This window comes from Stenotrophomonas sp. GD04024 (assembly GCF_029837545.1).
In the GTDB taxonomy this organism is placed as follows: domain Bacteria; phylum Pseudomonadota; class Gammaproteobacteria; order Xanthomonadales; family Xanthomonadaceae; genus Stenotrophomonas; species Stenotrophomonas forensis.
Window position 1 is genome coordinate 1 of sequence record NZ_JAOEDV010000001.1, and the last position, 20,410, is coordinate 20,410.

General features: G+C 62.6%; 22 protein-coding genes. 11 read left to right on the forward strand and 11 right to left on the reverse strand.

Annotated elements, in window-relative coordinates:
• A partial coding sequence (locus N7590_RS00005) for a TolC family protein (RefSeq protein ID WP_345781926.1) occupies positions 1-718 on the reverse strand: 718 nt, incomplete at its 3' end.
• A 206-nt stretch (positions 719-924) separates the two neighbouring features.
• Here N7590_RS00005 and N7590_RS00010 point away from each other — a divergent pair.
• Positions 925-1,717 (forward strand): IS5-like element ISStma16 family transposase gene (locus tag N7590_RS00010; RefSeq protein ID WP_086009121.1). Its coding sequence is split into 2 segments (ribosomal slippage): positions 925-1,184 and positions 1,183-1,717, totalling 795 coding nucleotides; the frame shifts between segments, so codons are not numbered across the junction.
• Positions 1,718-2,240: 523 nt separating this feature from the next.
• On the opposite strand, the gene N7590_RS00015 is transcribed toward N7590_RS00010, so the two are convergent.
• Positions 2,241-2,882 carry a LysR substrate-binding domain-containing protein gene (locus N7590_RS00015; protein ID WP_279934949.1) on the reverse strand — a complete coding sequence of 214 codons (642 nt, stop codon included), beginning with the start codon at positions 2,880-2,882 and terminating at the stop codon, positions 2,241-2,243.
• A 107-nt stretch (positions 2,883-2,989) separates the two neighbouring features.
• Here N7590_RS00015 and N7590_RS00020 point away from each other — a divergent pair, with 107 nt between their 5' ends.
• Positions 2,990-3,295, forward strand: coding sequence for a helix-turn-helix transcriptional regulator (locus N7590_RS00020; RefSeq protein WP_003097526.1), 306 nt, complete (start codon positions 2,990-2,992; stop codon positions 3,293-3,295).
• 4 nt (positions 3,296-3,299) lie between these two features.
• On the opposite strand, the gene N7590_RS00025 is transcribed toward N7590_RS00020, so the two are convergent.
• The 9 genes from N7590_RS00025 to N7590_RS00065 all read right to left on the reverse strand — a co-directional run bounded on the left by N7590_RS00025 (position 3,300) and on the right by N7590_RS00065 (position 12,624).
• Positions 3,300-4,190, reverse strand: a complete 891-nt coding sequence (locus N7590_RS00025; protein ID WP_003097524.1) for a LysR family transcriptional regulator — start codon at positions 4,188-4,190, stop codon at positions 3,300-3,302.
• A gap of 231 nt (positions 4,191-4,421) precedes the next feature.
• Positions 4,422-4,706 (reverse strand): CopK family periplasmic copper-binding protein, encoded by a 285-nt coding sequence (locus tag N7590_RS00030; RefSeq protein ID WP_003090336.1) that lies wholly within the window; start codon positions 4,704-4,706, stop codon positions 4,422-4,424.
• Between the two features lie 128 nt (positions 4,707-4,834).
• The gene (gene copD, locus N7590_RS00035; protein WP_003097522.1) at positions 4,835-5,761 is read right to left on the reverse strand and encodes a copper homeostasis membrane protein CopD; all 927 of its coding nucleotides are present in this window, start codon (positions 5,759-5,761) and stop codon (positions 4,835-4,837) included.
• Positions 5,762-5,765: 4 nt separating this feature from the next.
• Positions 5,766-6,152, reverse strand: coding sequence for a copper homeostasis periplasmic binding protein CopC (gene copC, locus N7590_RS00040; RefSeq protein WP_003090319.1), 387 nt, complete (start codon positions 6,150-6,152; stop codon positions 5,766-5,768).
• 141 nt (positions 6,153-6,293) lie between these two features.
• Positions 6,294-8,600, reverse strand: coding sequence for a heavy metal translocating P-type ATPase (locus N7590_RS00045; RefSeq protein ID WP_235200914.1), 2,307 nt, complete (start codon positions 8,598-8,600; stop codon positions 6,294-6,296).
• 287 nt (positions 8,601-8,887) lie between these two features.
• The gene (locus tag N7590_RS00050) at positions 8,888-9,160 is read right to left on the reverse strand and encodes a DUF2933 domain-containing protein (RefSeq protein ID WP_003097518.1); all 273 of its coding nucleotides are present in this window, start codon (positions 9,158-9,160) and stop codon (positions 8,888-8,890) included.
• A gap of 33 nt (positions 9,161-9,193) precedes the next feature.
• On the reverse strand, positions 9,194-9,679 hold the full coding sequence (locus N7590_RS00055) for a DUF411 domain-containing protein (RefSeq protein ID WP_003090303.1): 486 nt from the start codon (positions 9,677-9,679) through the stop codon (positions 9,194-9,196).
• Positions 9,680-9,716: 37 nt separating this feature from the next.
• Positions 9,717-10,697, reverse strand: a complete 981-nt coding sequence (locus N7590_RS00060; protein WP_005408883.1) for a copper resistance protein B — start codon at positions 10,695-10,697, stop codon at positions 9,717-9,719.
• Positions 10,698-10,722: 25 nt separating this feature from the next.
• Positions 10,723-12,624, reverse strand: coding sequence for a copper resistance system multicopper oxidase (locus N7590_RS00065; RefSeq protein WP_003097515.1), 1,902 nt, complete (start codon positions 12,622-12,624; stop codon positions 10,723-10,725).
• Between the two features lie 254 nt (positions 12,625-12,878).
• Between N7590_RS00065 and N7590_RS00070 the strand changes: the two genes are divergently transcribed.
• From N7590_RS00070 to chrA, 9 genes are all read left to right on the forward strand, one after another.
• Complete coding sequence (locus N7590_RS00070) at positions 12,879-13,571, forward strand: heavy metal response regulator transcription factor (protein WP_003097513.1); 693 nt, start codon at positions 12,879-12,881, stop codon at positions 13,569-13,571.
• Positions 13,543-14,979, forward strand: a complete 1,437-nt coding sequence (locus N7590_RS00075; protein WP_279934951.1) for a Cu(+)/Ag(+) sensor histidine kinase — start codon at positions 13,543-13,545, stop codon at positions 14,977-14,979. The genes N7590_RS00070 and N7590_RS00075 overlap by 29 nt, the downstream gene beginning before the upstream one ends.
• 947 nt (positions 14,980-15,926) lie before the next feature.
• The gene (locus N7590_RS00080) at positions 15,927-16,256 is read left to right on the forward strand and encodes a helix-turn-helix domain-containing protein (RefSeq protein WP_003116799.1); all 330 of its coding nucleotides are present in this window, start codon (positions 15,927-15,929) and stop codon (positions 16,254-16,256) included.
• A gap of 13 nt (positions 16,257-16,269) precedes the next feature.
• Complete coding sequence (locus tag N7590_RS00085) at positions 16,270-16,740, forward strand: ArsI/CadI family heavy metal resistance metalloenzyme (protein WP_003107243.1); 471 nt, start codon at positions 16,270-16,272, stop codon at positions 16,738-16,740.
• A 12-nt stretch (positions 16,741-16,752) separates the two neighbouring features.
• Entirely contained in the window at positions 16,753-17,250 is a 498-nt protein-coding gene (locus N7590_RS00090) for an arsenate reductase ArsC (RefSeq protein WP_003107241.1), read from the forward strand.
• Between the two features lie 10 nt (positions 17,251-17,260).
• Positions 17,261-18,346 (forward strand): ACR3 family arsenite efflux transporter, encoded by a 1,086-nt coding sequence (arsB, locus tag N7590_RS00095; RefSeq protein WP_003109696.1) that lies wholly within the window; start codon positions 17,261-17,263, stop codon positions 18,344-18,346.
• Between the two features lie 14 nt (positions 18,347-18,360).
• On the forward strand, positions 18,361-18,783 hold the full coding sequence (arsC, locus tag N7590_RS00100) for an arsenate reductase (glutaredoxin) (RefSeq protein WP_003107236.1): 423 nt from the start codon (positions 18,361-18,363) through the stop codon (positions 18,781-18,783).
• A gap of 98 nt (positions 18,784-18,881) precedes the next feature.
• Positions 18,882-19,184, forward strand: coding sequence for a PadR family transcriptional regulator (locus tag N7590_RS00105; RefSeq protein WP_003107234.1), 303 nt, complete (start codon positions 18,882-18,884; stop codon positions 19,182-19,184).
• Complete coding sequence (gene chrA, locus N7590_RS00110) at positions 19,181-20,410, forward strand: chromate efflux transporter (protein ID WP_003107233.1); 1,230 nt, start codon at positions 19,181-19,183, stop codon at positions 20,408-20,410. The genes N7590_RS00105 and chrA overlap by 4 nt, the downstream gene beginning before the upstream one ends.

Below are 20,410 nucleotides of genomic sequence, written 5' to 3' on the forward strand. Positions count from 1 at the left end.
CCCTGGAGCCCACCCAGCGCCGCAACGCGGCCCTGGCCTTGGCCCGGTCCCGCTGTAGATCGTCACGGCGGTCCGTGAGTGTCAGCGCCTCCTGTTCCGCGACCAACAGATCGCCAGCCTGGGCGGTGCCGCCGGCGACGCGAGCGGGGAGACTGTCTTGCAGGCGCTGGTTCTCCGCGAGCAGTTCCGTCAGCAGTATCTCCCGTTGCTCCACCGCCTGCGCGGCGATCCACGCCAGGCTGAGTTCCTGGCGGATCTGCAATCGCTGCAAAACCAGCGCCGCGCGTTCTCGATCCACACGCGCCTGCGCGCTGGCGACCTGGGCGTCGCGCTTGGCCCTGTTGGGCACTTCCTGCATGAGCGCCAAGCGCTGCATCGTCATGGATTCGCGCGTCATGCTCCAGCGATCCATGCCGCTGATGGGGTAGTTTTCGATGCCGAGCGAGAGCTTGGGGTCGGGCAGCGAGCCTGCTGCCTTCTGCACGGATTCGGCGACGTTAACCTGCAACTGCTGCGCGCTTATGCGTGGGCTCTGCTGCTCCGCGATAAGGCGTGCCTCAGCAAAATCGAGGGCGTAGGCTACAGGCGAGACAAGCACACTGCCCGCCAACGCGATGCTGATAGCTTTCAGACGATGCACTCGCATCGAGGCCGGCGTTGTGCCTCGGCCGTACGCCGACGGGCGCCCCTCGGGGGCGCCAAAAAAGGGAGTAAACATGGTTGTCCTCGGAATTGGTATTCACGAAATCACGTGGTCTGCCGCATCGGTGCGCGGCGAGCACGGACACATAAATCAATTCCGCAGGACTTGGAACGTGAGGTAGATCGGCGGAAAGCCCGCGCGGGGATTGGGAGGAATGTAGGTAACGTGCCGCCTGAGAACGTGTTCAAAGTCTCGCCCTCTTGATGTGAGAAGCTCGCTGGGTGAGAAAAGGCTACCCCAGCGACATCAAGCGCGAGCAGTTCGAGGTGATCCGGCCATTGCTGGAGAGTGCGCGCAGAAAGACTGCCCCACGCAAAGTGGAGCTGTACGAGGTGTTCTGCGCCGTGCTGTACCTGCTGCGCACGGGCTGTCAGTGGCGGGCACTGCCCAGCGACTTTCCCAAATGGCGCACCGTGCACTCGTACTTTGCCATCTGGAGCGAGCCACGCGAGGGTGGCAGCCTGCTGGAGCAGGCATTAAAAAAATCAGGTTGGCGCGGCCCGCGAGAAACTGGGGCGCAACGCCTGCAGCACGCTCTTGATCGTGGACGCGCAGAGCGTGAAGAACACGGACACGGCGGGCTTGAAGGGCTATGACGCAGGCAAGAAGGTCTCGGGCATCAAGCGCCACATCGCGGTGGACACCCAGGGATTGCCGCATGCGATAGCGGTGACCACGGCCGAGGTGACGGACCGCAAAGGCGCACTGCAGGCGCTACAGCGCTGCAAGCCCCGGTTGAGCCGGCTACAAAGCCTGCTGTGCGATGCAGGCTACATCGGTCGGCCGTTCGCGCAAGGCGTGCAGCAGATTCTGGGAGGGCATGTGACGGTGCAGATCGCCAAGAGAAGCGAGCTTCACACTTTCAAAGTGATGCCCAAGCGCTGGGTCGTGGAACGCAGCTTTGCCTGGCTGGACAAGAACAGGAGGCTGTGGAAGAACTGCGAGCGATGGCTCAACACCAGCCTGCAGTTCGTCCACTTGGCATTCTTGGTGCTCTTGCTCAAAAGACTTTGAACACGCTCTGAGGGCTACCCGGTCGAGAACCAACCCGGGCAGCGAGTTGGCGAGCCACATCACGTGCGCCGCGAGAAACTGAATGTCCAGCCCCTGCCATGAAAGCGCCGACTCCCGATCGCCACTGCAATGAGCGTGGCACAACTGTGGCGCTTCGCTGTCCATGGAATCAGGCATGCCGGTGCAATCCGACATTGGCAACTTGTCAGCCTGCTGCATCGAGATCGTGGCACGCATTTGCGTGGTTTCCACAGATGCCCTCGGGTCTGGCTTGGGACAGACGTACATCGCCATCGCAACCTGCGAGAAAAGCAAGGTTACGACTAGGCCGCTGGTAATCCAGCGGCTCCATCTTGCGAGAAGGCGCCTTAAGCCGATCATGCGGACATACTATTGGAAGTTGTAGGGAGTTGAATTGATCAAGGTCAGTTTCCAGGATGAATTGATGCGTCTGGACGGCGCCTTGGCCCGAACCGGCACCCGCTGCAAATCCACCGGCAAGGGCGGGCACCGCACGTGGTTGTCATGCTTTACGCGCCTCGGCAACTCGCAAGGCTCTAAGCTCAAATCGATCAGCTACAAGATTCGTCTGTCCCGAGAGTCGCTGCAGGTGCGTAATGACCTCGTAGGGGCCATCGGCTATTGGGCGCGTGCAGATTCCGCACTGGCTAGCGGTTTCGATGCGTGATCGCGAGGAAATCCCTACGCCATATCCAGCTGCGACCCAGAGCAATAACATCTCAAAAGAACCGACATGCTGGACATTCGGCCTTTCCGTTGATGACATGGAGGACAGGTACTGGTCCAGCGAAGGAGAATATTCGGCCTTCCATCGAAACACGGAGTGCTCCTTAAGTTCGTCTATTCTGATTGACTGCTGCCGGAGCAGTGGGTATCGCAGCGGCGTGGCAAGAGCTGTCGCCTCGAACCAAATAGAAAGACTCTTCAGCGAAGAATCGCTCACCTGCTTCAGAGAAAGGCCGACGTCGAAGCGCCGTTTGTAGAGGCCCGTAATGAGATCGCTCGCCGTAACCTCATTAAATTCCATAGAAACTTCGGGCTCCTCCGCGCGCTGCAGGGCAAGCAATGCAGCTAGGTACGAAGAGGCCACACCAGGCGCTATGGCGAGCCTGAGCTGTGGGCGTGGGCTGGTGGCGTCGTGCATGAGAGGCCCCAAGAAGCGATAAGACAAGGATGGAAAGTCTTCATGATAGCTAGTTTGAGTTAAACTTAACGTGGTTAAATTGTTTGGACTGTTCGACGCTTCCAAGGATGGAGAAGCGAACTGTCCGACGAGGCCGTCCCCCAGGAACTACCACTTTCGACGCCGAGCCAGCGTTGGCATTCGGAGCGGCCGTTCGTGTCGCCCGCCTGACGCAAGGTGTTGCTCAGGAAGAACTGGCTGCGAAAGCAGGGATCGAGCGATCGCACATGGGCAAAATAGAGCGTGGGGAGCACATGCCCACTCTCGCTCTGATCTTAAGAATCGCCGCCGGACTCAAGCTCAGTGCTGCGGAACTCGTCAGCGCAGCCGAACGCAATCTTCGTGCCGCGGCGCACGATTCAGATAGGCATTGACGCTTTAGTCATCCGGAGGTCCTCGCAGACGTTCGATGAAGCGATCCAGCGAAACCGATGAGTTGCTGCTTTCTGGCCGAAGCAGATAGGTTGTGATTACCGCCGTGTCCTGCGCCAGAGGGCGAATCACCACGTCCGGCCTCTGGCTGATGGGAATCTTGGTCGCCGTCATGAAACCAATCCCATAGCCTGCGCCGACGAGCGTTAGCATCATGTCCAGCGACGACACTTCTTCGACAACGTTGAGTCTGTGTTCCAGAACCTGTAGCAGCCGATTTAGTTCTCGGCAGTAGCCTTCGCAGGCCAGTTTGTCGCACAGAACCAGTGGGTGACCCTGAAGTTCGTTCAGCGGAACTTGCTTGTGCGCAAGAAGCGAGTGCCGCGCTGGCACGGCGATCACAATCGGGTCTCGCCAGATCGGTTCAGCCACGATGCCTTCGCCAACATCCGCCGCGTGTGCAAATCCGATCGTGAAGTCGCCAGACCGTAGGCCCCGTATCTGCTCGGTCAGCGGTACCTCGGAGAGACGTATCTCGACCTCGGGCTCTTCCGCGCGGCAACGAGCTAGGAACGCCGATAGTCGTGGGTCCATCGCACCATCGGAAATTGCAATGCGCAGGCTGCCCCTCAGGCCCGCGGCAATGGCTCTGGCATTTTCACGCGCTTGCTCCAGGACAGTGAAGAGTCGGCGGGTGTCCTGCAAGAATGCCGCCCCCGCCACGGTCAGCCGTGTGCCCCTGCGGTCGCGGTCAAACAGCGTGACCCCAAGCTCATCTTCCAATTCCTTGATCGCGCGAGACAAGGGGGGTTGCTCTATATGCAGCCTCTCGGCCGCCCGCGTGAAATGCAACTCCTCTGCCAAGACGACAAAGCATCGTAGATGACGCAACTCCATAAATCGGGCTCCTCGCAAGTTCTCATTCGCGCCAGATGTCCCGTGGACGAATCACGGTGGACGGGGAGGCTGGATCCATTTCAGGGAAGTTGATGCGCTTGACATCGCAAAAACTGGCACCTTGAGCGCTCGTGGTTGCTCGTGACGCGTCCCAAGCGCGCGCGCCCAATCGGGGCGCGCGTCTCTGTCACACTGTGCAGAAGCTTTGAAAAGCACCGCACACCCGCGGCGTCATCCGCCGTGCTCTTTTTGTAGCAGCGACCCGAGGCGAGCGACTTCATTGCTGGTGATCGCGATGTTGCGCCCATCCTTCGTCGACACCGAAGCTCCGACATTGAGATAGACGGCGCGCCCGAAGCGGCTTTCCTGTGCCATCTTTCCGTCCTTGAAGATGTACAGCGTTCCCCCGTCAGCCAAGGGAACCATTTCCTTGGCTGCTTGGGCTGCTGCATGACCGGCGAAGGCTGGCACGGAGAGAGCGCTCAACAGGGCGGCAATGACAATTTGCGATTTCATGATCGACTCCTTTGTAAAAACGACGACAACTTGCGCCGCGTCGTTAAATGTAGAAGCAGGCGGTCTACAGAGCGCTTACCCGTGCATTACATTCAATTCATGTGCTGTCATCTGCCGCCCATGAAGGACTAGGTTCCAGTGGGAGACAAGATGCCAAGCCATGCAACGCTCGCCAGAACCAAAACGGCCAAGGTCGCCTCCGTGAACAGACTCTGTCTAAGCTTGATGACTGCCTGTGCGCGATTGCCTGCCTTCAAAGCAGCCTCCAGGCTCGGGCTCAACCGATACCGATTGGCAGCAGCCAACGCCAGCATGCCTGCGAAAAGCAAGAGCTTTACCATCAGCAGCCGGCCATACAGCGTCGAGATGAGCGGATCAAACGATGGTCCGGCGATCAACAGGTAATTGAGAATTCCACTCACGACGAGTGCAGCCACGATCGCTGTACCTATGCGAGCAAAGCCATTCGACGTCCGACTGAGGACCGCTACCGGGTCTTGCGCGACATCCTGCTTGTGGGATGCCAGCATCAAGAACGCCACCAATGCGCCCACCCAAGCGCCCGCTGCCCAGAGGTGCGTGATATCCGACGCAAGATGGATGTAGCCGCGAACGCCGTCGTCCATCGCGCCGTGGCCTGCCCACGCAAGGGTCGCCAGCGCCACGCCGGTGGAGAGCGCCATCACTGCAAATCGCAAGGTAGCGTTCAATTTCAACATTGCGACGAGCACACACACCAACAGCGCGAGGATGCGAATGCACCAGGCGATGCCCATGTGCGTGCCCGTAATGAGCATGTCGAAGACGTGCGTTGACAGCTCCGCGTAGCTCTGGGCACCGGACATGGCCTTGGCCATGACCGTCATGCCCCACATCGACAGGGCAATGCCGATGGCAGCGGATGCGCCAATGAGGACGCGATAGCGGCGCGAGATCGTCGAGGATCGCTCGTCGTTGCCCAAAGCATAGAGACCGAACATGGCGACGCCAAACGCCGCCGCCAGGTCCAGATACAGCGCCAGGCGCAGGACGATGGTCAACCAATCCCCGGCCATGGGCTTACTTCACCTTGAAGGTGACGTTACCCGTGATCGGATGCGTGTCCGAGGAGACGGCACGCCATTCGACGCGATAGTCACCGGGCTGGAGCGCCTGTGCCGGCGTGATGACCATGGTCTTGCCGTCGCCGGCAGCCGCGACGCTGGCGTTGATCTTCATCGGGCCATGGCTCGCCATTCCCGGCATGCCAGTCATGACAAGGCTCGCGGCGGAGAACTGCGGCACCAGCGTCTCGGAGAACTTCAGTTCGATGGTGGCTGGCGCAGAAACCTGCGACTTGTCGGCCGGCGTTGAAGACACCAGCGAAGGATGCGCGAATGCGGCGGTGGCGAACAGACCAGCAGCGATCGGCGCGACGAGCTTGGCGATGAAATGTGAACGGGTCATAGAAGTTTCTACCTGGATGTGTGAGGTGTGGTTTAAGAACGAAATGCCGAGATAAGGCTTGCACCTTTGCAACGGCGTGGAACGAAAGAAACGGTTTGCTGGGCGATAGCAGGCTCCTGTAGTTTCAGAAAGAAAATCCGGTCACAGTCGGCTCGCTCTCAGGCGCAAGGCGTTGCCAACGACCGACGCCGAACTCAGGCTCATCGCCAATGCTGCGATCAGCGGCGACAGCAGCCAGCCCGTGAGGGGATAGAGAACCCCGGCGGCGATGGGGATGCCCAGCGCGTTGTAGAGGAAGGCGAACATGAGGTTCTGCTTCATGTTGCGCACGGTACTCACCGAGAGCGTGCGAGCGACAGCGATGCCACGCAGGTCACCCTTGACCAGCGTGACCTGGGCGCTGTTCATCGCCACGTCGGTTCCCGTTCCCATGGCGATGCCCACGTCTGCCTTCGCCAAGGCCGGCGCGTCGTTGATGCCGTCTCCGGCCATGGCGACGATGCGTCCTTCTTTCTGCAGTCGCTCGATCAACATGAGCTTGTCCGCCGGCTTGACCTCACCATGCACCTCGTCGATGCCTAGGCGTGCACCGACGGCTTTGGCGGTGGTCTGCCCGTCCCCGGTGGCCATGATGACCCGCAGGCCCGCAGCCTTCAACGCGGCCAGGGCCTCGGGGGTGCTGCCCTTGACCGGATCGGACACGGCGAGCAAGCCCGCGAGCTGCCCGTCCACCGCCAGGTACATGACGCTGGCCCCTTCGCCGCGCAGAGCTTCGGCCTGGGGTACGAGCGGTTCCACCGATACGCCAGACTGTTCCATCAGCACTGTGTTGCCCAACGCCAGTTGCCGGTGCTCAACCTTTCCGCGCACGCCGATGCCGGTTCCCGATTCAAAGCTCTGAGGCTTCACGAGTTGGAGGCCCTGGGCACGCGCGGCCTGCACGATGGCGTCGGCCAGGGGGTGTTCACTGCCCTGGTCCAGGCTGGCCGCAAGACGCAGCACCTCATCGTTCGTAAAGCCGGGGGCTGCGACGACCTGATCGAAAGCAGGTCGGCCTTCGGTCAGGGTTCCTGTCTTGTCGATGACGAGGGTATCGACCGTGCGAAGATTCTCGATCGCCGCGGCATCGCGGAACAGCACGCCCTGCGTGGCGCCACGGCCCGTTGCGACCATGATCGACATCGGCGTGGCCAGACCCAGCGCGCACGGGCAGGCGATGATCAGGACGGCCACCGCATTGATCAGTCCATAGACCCAGGTGGGCTGTGGCCCGAAGAATCCCCATACAAGGAGCGTCGTTACCGCAATGGCGACGACGGCCATCACGAAGTAGCCGGCAACGACATCGGCCATGCGTTGCATCGGTGCCTTGGAACGCTGCGCCTGGGCGACCATCTGGACGATCTGCGATAGAACGGTGTCCGAGCCGATCCGCTCCGAACGCATGACCAGCGCGCCGCTGGTGTTGAGTGTGGCCCCGATGACCTTGTCGCCCACGCGCTTGCTGACGGGCAGCGGTTCGCCGGTCAGCATGGATTCGTCAATCGAGCTGCTGCCCTCGTGCACGATGCCATCCACCGGCACCTTCTCGCCGGGTCGGATGCGCAGCAGGTCGCCGACGTGCACATGGCTGAGTGGCACGTCTTCCTCGCTGCCGTCCGCATTGATGCGCCGCGCCGTCTTGGGTGCCAGCCCCAGCAGCGACTTGATGGCTGCCGAAGTCTGGGAGCGGGCCTTGAGTTCCAGCACCTGGCCGAGCAGTGTCAGCGAGATGATGACGGCGGCGGCCTCGAAATACACGCCGACCCGTCCCATGGACATGAAGGAAGCTGGAAACACTTCCGGCGCAACGGTTGCCACAACGCTGTAGATGAATGCCGCACCCGTTCCCAGGCCGATCAGTGTCCACATGTTCGGGCTGCGGTTGACCACGGACAGCCAGCCGCGGGAGAAGAAGGGCCAGCCGGCCCACAGCACGATCGGCAACGACAGCACCAACTCGACCCAGCTCTGTGTAGCCATGTCCATCAGGTGCAGCCGCTCGCCCAGCATCGCCAGCGCCAAGACCACGAGCGTCAGCGGCAAGGTCCACCAGAAGCGACGCGAGAAGTCACGCAACTCCGGGTTGTCGTCATCGAGGTCGGGCAGCAGAGGCTCCAGCGTCATCCCGCACTTGGGGCAGGTTCCCGGATGATCCTGGCGGATCTCCGGGTGCATCGGGCAGGTGTAGATGGTTCCGGGCGCGGTTGGCGATGCCGCCGGGGCCGGTGAAACTGCGGTGCTGGCATGGTGATGCGGTGCATGGCCGCTGCCTGTGCCTATGCCCGCGTCACCGCTGGCATATCGCGCCGGATCGGCGTCGAATTTGGCCTTGCATCCGGTGCTGCAAAACAAGTACGTGTTCCCCAAGTGCGTGGAACGGTGCTCCGACGCCGCCGTGACCGCCATGCCACACACCGGATCTCGCGTCGCGGCATCGGGCTGCGTGTGGCTTGAGGACCCGCCCGCGTCGTCACTTCCAGCATGGCTGGCGTGATGGTGGTGCGTATGCGGGCCGGACGTTGTGGCACCCGCCGCCATGCCTGCGTGCTCATGTCCTGAAGACTTGCTGGGTGAATTCATAGTGACAAGTGCCCTCCGCCGTTAACCTTTGGTGTCTGGTGATCGCAGCAGGCCGCAGGCGCGCAAGGAGACAAGCGCGGCGTCGCGTGCTCGCACGGTGCGAGTGCCTCGACTCATTGCTTCTGCTCCTTGGAGGCTGCGGCACCTTCCTTACCCTGACGCGCGGCATGATCGTGTCCGCCGTGGCCGTGACCACGGTGCATGAACAGGTGCATCAGCGGACAAGCCGCCAGCAGCAGGAAGGGGAGATAGCCGGCAACATGTGCCGTATGCTCCTTGAGCAGGAAATACGCGGCGACAGCGGCGATGATGAGGAACGCCACGCCGTAGCGCGATCGCCAGAACCGGGGGCGATCGCTGGGGGTCTGTGTGTGCTGATGCTGCATGGCATATCTCCACGGAGAAGGGTTGATGGATGGTCAGCGATGCGACTGATAGACCGTGCTGCTACCGTTTTTCCCAATCAGCAGCACGTCGTAGGCGTCCTTGCGTCCACCATAGGCCGGACCATCCATGCCGGGCGAACCGACCGGCATGCCGGGCGCCGCGAGGCCGATGGCCTGCGGGGCTTCGCGCAGCAAGCGTTGAATGTCCGAGGCAGGCACATGACCCTCGATGGCATAGCCGCCGATCTGCGCCGTGTGGCAAGAACCGTACTTCTGCGGGATGCCCAGCCGCGTGCGCGCTGCGGTGTTCCCGGTGTCGAGAACCTGCACATCGAAGCCTGCGCCTTGCAGGTGTGAGACCCAGTCCTTGCAGCATCCGCAGCTCGGGTCCTTCCAGACCTTGGCAATCGGTCGGCTCTGCGCCAGGCTCGGTCCTGCGAGTGCCATCACCAACAAGCCAGCGATCAATGCCTGGCGTCTCGGCACTTTGCCCTGGCTTCTGTCGTAGTGCATGTTCATGGATCGCCTCTCATCAGATGATCAAACCCGCTAGGTTCTAGAACCAGAATCGCACGCCAGCCACCCAGCGCGTCTGCTGCGCACGGCCGCCTTCGGCACGCACATAGTCCGCGGTGCGTCCGAAGCTGCCCGCCCGTTCCACGCCGATATAGGGGGCGAACTGGCGACTGAATTCATAGCGCAGGCGCAAGCCAGCAGACGCTTCGGCCAGGCCCTTGCCGATACCGCGTTCCGGGTCGTCCTTGCCATAAAACTGCAACTCGGCGCGAGGCTCCAGAATCAGTCGCTGGGTCAGCAGCAGCTCGTAGCTGCCTTCGACACGCAGCGCCGTACGTCCACCACTTCCCACGTAGCCCGTCGCCTCCAGCTCGAACCAGTAGGGGGCGAGGCCCTGGATGCCGAAAGCCAACCATTGACGGCTCGGGCCTTCCCCGTTATCCACCCGAACGCCGAGCTGGGTGTCCCAGTACGGTGCGACGGCGTGCCCCCAGAGAAGCTCGGTACGCGATTCTTCGAGCTTTCCTTTGGCGATATCGCCTTCGGCCTTCACGACGGCCTTGTTGTAGGTCGTCCCATACCACGCCTGGAGGTCGTAGGCCGTGGAGTCGTCTCCTTTGCGCGTGAAGCGGCGTTCCAGAGTTTCGCCGCGCAACGAAAAGAACCTGTGTTCGTCGGCCAGCATCAGCCGCGGCACACCGGGTACGGCGTAGTCGCCCGATCCCAATGTCAGGCCATTGGAGTAGCCATGCGGATCGCGGGCGTCAGGAGGCGCCGACCCGCCCTGCATCTGCATGTTGCCGTGATCCATGGCCGGGGCCGCGGTCGAGCCGCTCGCCGACGTCGCGTGACCCGCGTGCGGGTCGGCGGCAGGAGCCACGGTCTGAGTGGATGGCGCGGCCGTTTGAGCGTCGGCCTGGCCGTGCGCTGCATGGTCGTTCTGTGCTTGTGCCTGGGCGGCGACGCTTACCAGGGCCAGAAGCGTCGTGGCCAGTGCGCGAGTGGGGAGTGCTTTGGACATTCTTGGTCTTCCTTGTGCGCTGGGTTCAAGACACCACGACTTCGCGGAACATGCCGGCATCCATGTGGAACATCAGGTGGCAGTGCCACGCCCAGCGGCCGAGCGCGTCGGCTGTCACCAGGAAGCTGATGCGTTGTGCCGGCTGCACCGGCAGGGTGTGGCGGCGCGCAAGGAAGCGACCGTCGGGGCTTTCCAGCTCGCTCCACATGCCGTGCAGGTGCATGGGATGGGTCATCATGGTGTCGTTGTGCAGAATGACCCGCAGCCGCTCGCCGTGTTTGAAGTGCACCGGCGTGGACTTTCCGAACTCCAGCCCGTCCAGGGACCATGCGTAGCGTTCCATGTTGCCCGTGAGGTGCAGTTCGACCTCCCGGCCGGGGCCTCTCTTGTCCAGCGGCCCCGACGGGGTATGCAGATCCGCGAGGGTCAACACGCGCCGACCGTTGTTGCGCAGTCCGATGCCGGGGTCATCGAGGTTGGTGCGCGCCATGTCAACGCGCATGTCCGTGCTGGCACCATACTCGGTGCGAGCGTGGCGAGCAGTAGTGCTGGGCACGGCCAGTCCCCCCGCCGCCGCGGCGTGTTGGCTGTGATCCATCGCCATGCCACCGTGGTTCATGGCGCCGTGATTCATGCCTGCCATCGCCCCATGATCCATCCCGGACATCGAACCCGAGCCCATCCCGGTCATCCCGGTCATGCCCGTCATGCCCGTCATCCCGGTCATCTCCATGGCCTGGCCGGACCCGCCATGGTCCATGCCCCCCATCATGCCGCCCATCATGTCGTTCATGGTCAGCCATTCGACCGGATCGAGGGCAGGCACGGGAGCTTGAAGACCTTCACGCACGGCCAGCGTGGCACGCGCGTAGCCTGTCCGGTCCATCGCCTGGGCGAAGATCGTGTAAGCGTCATCCCGTGGCTGGACGATCACGTCGACGGTTTCGCCAGGACCGAATCGGAACTCATCGACGGTCACCGGCTCCACGTCAACACCATCGACGTGCACCACCGTGAGTTTCAGTCCTGGAATGCGTACGTCGTAGAAGGTGTTGCCCGCACCGTTGACCATGCGCAGCCGCACGCGCTCACCCGGTCGGAACAGCGCCGTCCAATTGCCGGCGGGGGTGACGCCGTTGGCCAGATAGGTCAGCGTGGCGGCAGACAGATCTGCGAGATCCGTCGGATTCATCCGCATCTCGTTCCACATCTTGCGCTTGTCGATCGCAGCGGCCGTGCCTTCGCGCGAGGCGTCCCGGAAGAAGTCGAAGACGGTAGGTTGGTTGTAGTTGTAATAGTCGCTTTGGGACTTGAGCTTGGTGAACACCCGCATCGGGTCTTCGTCGGTCCAATCCGAGAACAGCAGCACGTGGTCACGGTCGGCGTGGATGGTCTCGGCGCCAGCGGGGTCGATGATGATCGCCCCGTACATGCCCGTGAGTTCCTGGAAGCCGGAGTGCGAGTGGTACCAGTAGGAGCCGCTCTGCTGAACCTTGAAGCGGTACGTGAAGGTCTCGCCGGGAGCGATGCCATTGAAGCTGATGCCCGGCACGCCATCCATCTGATACGGCAGGATGATCCCGTGCCAGTGAATGGATGTGGCTTCACGCAGCTTGTTGGTTACACGGATTGTGACGGTGTCACCCTCGCGCCAACGCAATGTCGGTGCCGGCAGCGAGCCGTTGATGGTCGTAGCCACGCCTGGCTTGCCCGTGAAGTTCACGGGCGATTCGGCGATCACCAAGTCGAACTCGGTGCCCTTCAGCACAGGGGCGGCACCGCGCGTCGCGGAGCCTTGCTGGGCAAATGCCTTGAACGCCGGCGTGGACAGCCCAGCGAGAACGCCGCCGGCGGCTAACCCTTGGACGAAACGCCGACGAGAAAGGCCCTGTGTGGGCACGATAAAAAAGGGTGAACGAGGCGGCATGGCCTGAAATCCTCCATAGATGACTCGGAAGTCGTTCTAAACGCCACCCCATCCTGAGCGGCACAGTTCGACGCAATGCAGGTCATGCTATGGGTTGGGCACTTTCCATCGAATGACCCCTGAATTACATTCATGTAATGTTCGTGTCATGTTCGTGGAAGCTGGCAACCAGTAAATTGCTGATTGAAAGTGGATGAATGCGTACATCGTGAGCGGCTATTTTTCCGCGCCGTAGCGATTTCATGGGACATGCGATGAAACTGCTGGTCGTTGAAGACGAGAACAAGACGGCGGATTACGTCCGCCAAGGTCTCATGGAGGCGGGATTCGTCGTGGATCTGGCGCGCAACGGATTGGACGGACACCACCTGGCCATGGGCGAGACATACGATCTGGTGGTCTTGGATGTCATGCTGCCGGATGTCGATGGCTGGCGCATCGTGCGTGCCCTTCGAGATGCCGGTAAACAGGTCCCTGTGCTCTTTCTGACGGCGCGTGGCGGTGTAGACGACCGTGTCAAGGGATTGGAACTGGGAGCGGACGACTACCTCGTCAAGCCATTCGCGTTCTCTGAGTTGCTGGCGCGGGTGCGGACGCTGCTGCGACGCGGAAGCGCTCCGAGCCAGCCTGATCGCATCCAGGTTGCCGATTTGGTGCTGGACTTGGCGCGCCGGCGCGCAACGCGCGCTGGCCAACGCATCAATCTCACCAGCAAGGAGTTCGCGTTGCTTGAGCTCCTGGCCCGTCGCCAGGGGGAGGTCCTTCCACGGTCTCTGATCGCGTCGCAGGTATGGGACATGAATTTCGACAGCGACAGCAACGTCATCGATGTAGCCATCCGCCGTCTACGCGCGAAGATAGACGATGCGTTCAATCCGAAGCTCATCCACACCGTGCGTGGAATGGGATACACGCTCGATGCGCCCGATGATGCCCCTGCGCCATAAGCCGCGGCAAAGCCGTCCAGCGTCGCTTGCATTGAGGGTCACGGCCCTCGTTGGTATCGCCACGACCTTGGTGTTTCTTGTGTTCAATTGGGTCATTCTCCGGTCGTTGGAGCACCACTTTGCTCAACAGGATGCCCACGAACTGGAGGCAGTGACAACCGCTTTGGCTCAGCCCTTGCACCAGCTTGCAAGTGACATCGCAAGCGACGAACTGAAGCAACACTTGGCCAACGCAGTCGCAGGACATCATGGGATGACGTACGGCGTCTACGATGGGGCTGGCAATAGCATCTATGCCACGCCCGGTCCTGACCTGTCTAAACTTGCCAGTAGCAAAAAGTTGGTCAACCGCATCACCGCTGACGATTTGATGGTGTGGCAGGAGGATCAGAGGTCATATCGAGGTGTGGTGCTGCAACTGCCTGCTGACGATTCAGCGGCGCCCGGCTACCGCATCGTCGCTGCCATGGACATCGGCTTTCATCTCGACTTCCTGGCGGAGTTCAAGCGCATGCTCTGGTGGGCAACCGGCTTGGTCATGTGCCTGGCGCTCGGTGTGGCTTGGCTGGCGGTGCAGTGGGGCCACCTGCCGATTCGCAAGGTCAATGAAGAGATTCGGGCGATTCGCTCTTCAAAGCTGGATGTGAGGCTGGATCCTCGGGATGTGCCGATCGAACTGGCGGAACTGGTATTCGCCTTCAACGATATGTTGGCGAGAATCGAGGAAGGCTTCACCCGGCTATCACACTTTTCCGCAGACATCGCGCACGAGTTGCGCACGCCCGTCACCAACCTGGTCACGCAGACTCACGTGGCGCTTGGCCAGCCGCGCAGCAACGAGGAATACAGAGAAATCCTCTATTCAAATTTGGAAGAGTTTGATCGGATGGGACGCATGATTGGTGACATGCTGTTTCTTGCCCAAACGGAAAATGATCCCCGCAACTTGCGTCTGTCTACCATTGATCTGTCCGAATTGGTGCGGAGTCTGTTCGACTATTTCGAGGCGCTGGCAGAAGATAGCGGCATTACGCTTGGTGTTAAAGGGGCGATCGGCAGCATAGCGGCGGATCGGGAAATGCTCACCCGGGCGCTGAACAATCTTCTCTCGAATGCAATTCGACACACGCCTCGCGGCAAGAGCATCACGGTCTTGCTTTCGCAGGACGAGCAGTGGACAACGATCAGTGTGGTCAATCCCGGTGAGAGAATTCCTGAGCGCGATCTACCAAAGCTCTTCAACCGCTTCTACCGAGTTGATCCGGCACGGCAACGAAATACGGCGGGCGCCGGTCTTGGCCTTGCCATCGTGAAATCGATTGCGGAGGCACATGGTGGCTCCGTTGCCGTGACCTCCAGTGAGCTTGTCACCAGGTTTGACTTGGTATTGCCCCATCTGCGGCAGTAGTCCGAGGGCGCTGCGGTCCGTCCAGCCAACTGGCGTATCTCTTTGCCTGATTCTGGGATCTACCCGGCCGGCCACGTTGCTACGCGAGCGGGACATTTTTTCTCCGTGACTGCCACGTGCCCAGTCCTAGCGGCAGGCGCCGACATCATGCGCTTGTGTATCCCATCGCTACGTCCACACCGCGCGCGGGGGCCTTTGCTCGGTCGTGATCCGGTCACCGATCGTCGATAGCCTCAGCGGTCAGTGCCGAACGTCTGCCTGCTCGGCGCCTCGATCGCGCGCAGACCTGGCTGTGTGCGCTGAGCCCCTGAGGTGAGTTGGAAGTTGGTCTGCTGGTTCGTTGCGCGGGTATATGTACCCGTAGCTGGGTACAGAGAGTCTTATTGATCAAGATCAAGGTACTGCTATCAGGCGCCGGCTGCATATGAACGCAGCCAACCGCCAAAACTACCTATGCAGGTGTCCACTAAAACTTGACCACTGCACCCCGCCCGAAGGCTTCTCCGACTCGCCCGCTGACGCGGGCCAGGTCAACCCCACAACGACAGGCGAGAACGCCCCGCCATGCCTTGCAGCGCCGGTCTTGAGGCGTGGCGTGGAAGCTCCATAGCGATGCCGGGCGGGTTGTCCCTGAACCGCGTTGAGGACGGCACGCACCTGCACAACCTGCCGCAGCAAGCGCCAGCGTGTTCGCCAGCGTCCCGTCCATCGCGGCGGGGCGCTGGCCGGGCCGATCCGGCGCAGCCGGTTCGGCGGCATCGAGGGGCGCCAAGCATCGCGCGGCGGGGATAGCCCGCAGGGCTTTCCCCTGGAGGCAAGCGAAGCGCGCAGCGCCGCAGGCGCGAAGGCGTGAGCAACTGTCTTGAAAGTCAAGCCTCGCAAGCGCGCAGGCTCCATTCAATTGAAGCGTTTTGCCAATGATTCAATAAATGTTGTATTATCGAATCATGAACGAGACCCAAGCCATTTCCGCCCTCGGCGCCCTGGCCCATACCCAGCGGCTGCGCGTGTTCCGCGCCCTGGTGGTCGCCGGCCCCGAAGGGCTGACACCCAGCGTCCTCGCCGACCAGCTCGACGTGGCCCGCAACTCCCTGTCCTTCCACCTGAAAGAACTGGCCCATGCCGGCCTGGTCACCATCGAGCAGCAGGGCCGCAACCTGATCTACCGCGCCGACTTCACCCAGATGAATGGGCTGCTCGGCTATCTGACCGAGCACTGCTGCCAGGGCGGCGCGTGCGAGGTCACCGAATCCTCCTCTGCCTGTACTTCCTGCTGAAAGGATCACCCCCATGAAGCGCTTTCACGTCCACCTGCACGTCGATGACCTGAACCGCAGCATCGGCTTCTATTCCCAACTGTTCGCCGCGCAGCCCGCGCGCGTCGAAGGCGACTACGCCAAATGGATGCTCGAAGACCCGCCGGTCAACTTCGCCATCTCCACACGTGGCAACAAGCCGGGCATCGACCACCTGGGTATCCAGACCGACGATGCCGAGGAATTGGCGGTGCTGAAGGCCCGCGCCGAGGCGGCCGACATGACGCTGCTGGACGAGGGCACCACGACCTGCTGCTACGCGCGCAGCGAGAAGCACTGGATCACCGATCCGCAGGGCGTGGCCTGGGAGCACTTCCACACGCTGGGCAACATTCCGGTCTTTAACGAAGCGGCGCCTGCAGCGACTTCCGCCGCAGCGTGCTGTACCCCGGTGCGCGGCAAGCCGGTGGGCGTTGCGGTGAAGCCGGCTTCCTCCTGCTGCTGATGTGAGATACCCATGACCACCGACAAGACCTACAACGCCCTGTTCATCTGCACGGGTAACTCGGCCCGCTCCATCCTGGCCGAAGGCATCCTCAATGAATTGGGCCAGGGGCGCTTTCGCGCCTACTCGGCGGGCAGCCACCCCAAGGGCGAAGTCCACCCACTGGCGCTCGCCACGCTGGAGCGGCTGCACATGCCGACCGCCGGCTACCGCAGCAAGAACTGGGACGAGTTCGCGGCGCCCGGTGCGCCGGAGCTGGATTTCATCTTCACGGTCTGCGACAACGCCGCCGGCGAGGTCTGCCCCGTGTGGCCGGGGCGCCCGATGTCGGCGCATTGGGGTGTGCCTGATCCTGCAGCCGTTGAAGGCACCGACGAGCAGAAGCGCAAGGCGTTCACGGATGCGGCGCTGACGCTGCGCCGACGCATCGAATTGTTCCTGTCGCTGCCGATTCAGCGCCTGGATGCCATGTCGCTGCAGCACGAGCTGCGCAGCATTGGTACGAAGTGAGGTTGGCGCGATGAGTGTTGGAACCCAAACGGCCGGCCGCGTGCCGGCCGCCCCCACCATGAGCGTCTTCGAGCGCTACCTGAGCGTGTGGGTGCTGCTGTGCATCGTCGCCGGTATCGCGCTCGGCCAGTTCGCGCCGGGCGTGTTCCAGGCCATCGGCCGCACGGAAGTGGCTCAGGTCAACCTGCCCGTGGGCCTGCTGATCTGGGTGATGATCATTCCCATGCTGCTCAAGGTGGACTTCGGCGCTCTCGGCCAGGTCAAGCAGCACTGGCGCGGCATCGGCGTGACGCTGTTCATCAACTGGGCCGTCAAACCATTCTCGATGGCGTTGCTGGCGTGGATCTTCATCCGCCAGGTCTTCGCGCAGTGGCTCCCCGCCGACCAGCTCGACAGCTATGTCGCGGGCCTGATCTTGCTGGCCGCCGCACCTTGCACAGCCATGGTGTTCGTCTGGAGCCGGCTGACCGGGGGCGATCCTGTGTTCACGCTGTCGCAGGTCGCGCTGAACGACACCATCATGGTGTTCGCCTTCGCGCCCATCGTCGGCCTGCTGCTGGGCCTATCGTCCATCACGGTGCCGTGGGCCACGCTGCTGGTATCGGTCGGCCTGTACATCGTGATTCCCGTCATCCTGGCCCAGTTCTGGCGCCGCGCCCTGCTGAGCAAGGGCCAAGCCGCCTTCGACCGGGCGCTGGAGCGCATCGGGCCGCTGTCCATCGCGGCGCTGCTGCTCACGCTGGTGCTGCTGTTCGCCTTCCAGGGCGAGGCCATCATCCGCCAGCCACTGGTCATCGCCATGCTGGCCGTTCCGATCCTGATCCAGGTGTTCTTCAACTCCGGCCTGGCCTACTGGCTCAACCGCAAGGCGGGCGAGCAGCACAGCATCGCTTGTCCTTCGGCGCTGATCGGCGCCAGCAACTTCTTCGAGCTTGCCGTAGCCGCCGCCATCAGCCTGTTCGGCTTCCAGTCCGGCGCCGCGCTGGCCACCGTGGTCGGCGTGCTGATCGAGGTGCCAGTCATGCTACTGGTCGTTCGGATCGTCAACCAAAGCAAGGGCTGGTATGAGTGCGGCCCGAACCCTGCCCGCGGATAACCAAGACACGACTCATGAGCAACATCACCATTTACCACAACCCCACCTGCGGCACGTCGCGCAACGTGCTGGCTCTGATCCGCAACAGCGGCGAAGAGCCGAACGTTATCGAATACCTGAAGACACCGCCTGACCGCGAAACGCTGCAACGCCTGATCACGGACATGGGCGCGCCAATGCGCGCCGTGCTGCGTGAGAAGGGTACGCCCTATGCGGAATTGGGCCTCGATGACCCGAAGTGGGGTGACGAGCAGTTGATTGGCTTCATGCTCCAGCACCCCATCCTCATCAACCGGCCCATCGTGGTGACCCCGCTGGGCACGCGCCTGTGCCGGCCCTCAGAGGCCGTGCTGGACATCCTGCCGCAGCCGCAGCGCGGCGCGTTCCGCAAGGAAGACGGCGAAGCCGTGGTGGATGCGGAGGGTCGCAGGGTCTGAGACCTCCCGCACAAGCGGCAGGCAATCTGAAGTGAGGCTGGTATTATCGAATTTCGTTATCGATATTCGATATGAAAGAGAAACCTACTCCACGTGCCATGGAGCACCACGACCTGCTGTCGGGGCTGATCCGCCTGCATGTGCTGCACCACGCAGCCGAGCAGGAGATCTACGGGCAATGGATGATCGACGAGCTGGCCCACCACGGCTACCGCCTCTCCCCCGGAACGCTGTACCCGATGCTGCACAAGATGGAGCGCGACGGCTACCTCGTCTCCCGCCAGGAGCGTGAAGGGCGCACCGTGCGCAAGCTCTACACGATCACGCCCAAGGGCAAGGAAGGCTTGGCGCTGGCCAAGGACCGCATCCGGGAGTTCACCGGGGAGGCGATGCACAAATGACAGATTCCACCAACACCTTGCAGCATGAGGCCGCTGCCGCGCGCGGCTCACCCGTCGAAGTCTTCGGCGCCTTCCTCAAGCTGGGGCTGACCTCCTTCGGCGGGCCGATCGCGCATCTGGGCTATTTCCGCTCGGAGTTCGTCGAGCGTCGCCGCTGGCTGGATGACCGCAGCTACTCCGATCTGGTCGCCCTGTGCCAGTTCCTGCCGGGGCCGGCCAGCAGCCAGGTCGGTATGGCGCTGGGGTTGGGCCGCGCGGGCTGGCTGGGGCTGCTGGCGGCCTGGGCCGGATTCACCTTGCCATCGGCGATTGCGCTGATCCTGTTCGCCTTTGGCATCGCCGAGTACCAGGGGCTGGCCCAGTCCGGCTGGGTGCACGGGCTCAAGGTCGTCGCCGTGGCCATCGTGGCGCAAGCGGTCTGGGGGATGGCCAAGTCGTTGTGCCCGGACCGGCCGCGCGCCGCGCTGGCCATTCTGGCGGCGCTGCTGACCATGGTCCTGCCCTCGGCCGCGGGACAGCTTGCCGCCATCGCGGTGGCAGGGCTGCTGGGCTGGTGGACATTGAAGATCGCGCAACCCGGCGGCGGCCACGCCCACAGCTACCCCGTCTCGCGCAAGCTGGGCATCGTGGCGCTGCTGCTGTTTGCCGCACCGCTCGTCGGGCTGCCCCTGTGGGCGGCAGCCACGGACTCGTCCACGATAGCCCTGCTGGAAGGGGTGTACCGCTCCGGTGCACTGGTCTTCGGCGGTGGACACGTTGTGCTGCCGCTGCTGCAGGCCTCGGTGGTGCCCAGCGGCGTCGTGAGCAATGCCGACTTCCTGGCCGGCTACGGTGCGGCGCAGGCCGTGCCGGGGCCGCTGTTCACTTTCTCGGCCTACCTCGGCGCGGTCGCCCACGGACCGCTGCATGGCTGGATCGGCGGGCTGGCACTCCTGGGCACGATCTTCCTCCCCGCTTTTTTCATGCTGGTCGGTGCACTGCCGTTCTGGGAAGGGCTGCGCCACCGCGCGGGCATCCAGACGGCCATGGCCGGCATCAACGCCGGCGTGGTCGGTATTCTGGTGTCCGCCCTCTATGACCCGGTATGGACGAGTGCCATCCACAGCAAGGCGGATTTTGGGCTGGCGCTGCTCTCGTTCGGACTGCTGACGGTGGGGCGCGTGCCGCCGGCGCTCGTGGTGCTGTTAGCCGGGCTGGTGGGCTGGGTCATGGCGATGGGCGTCTGA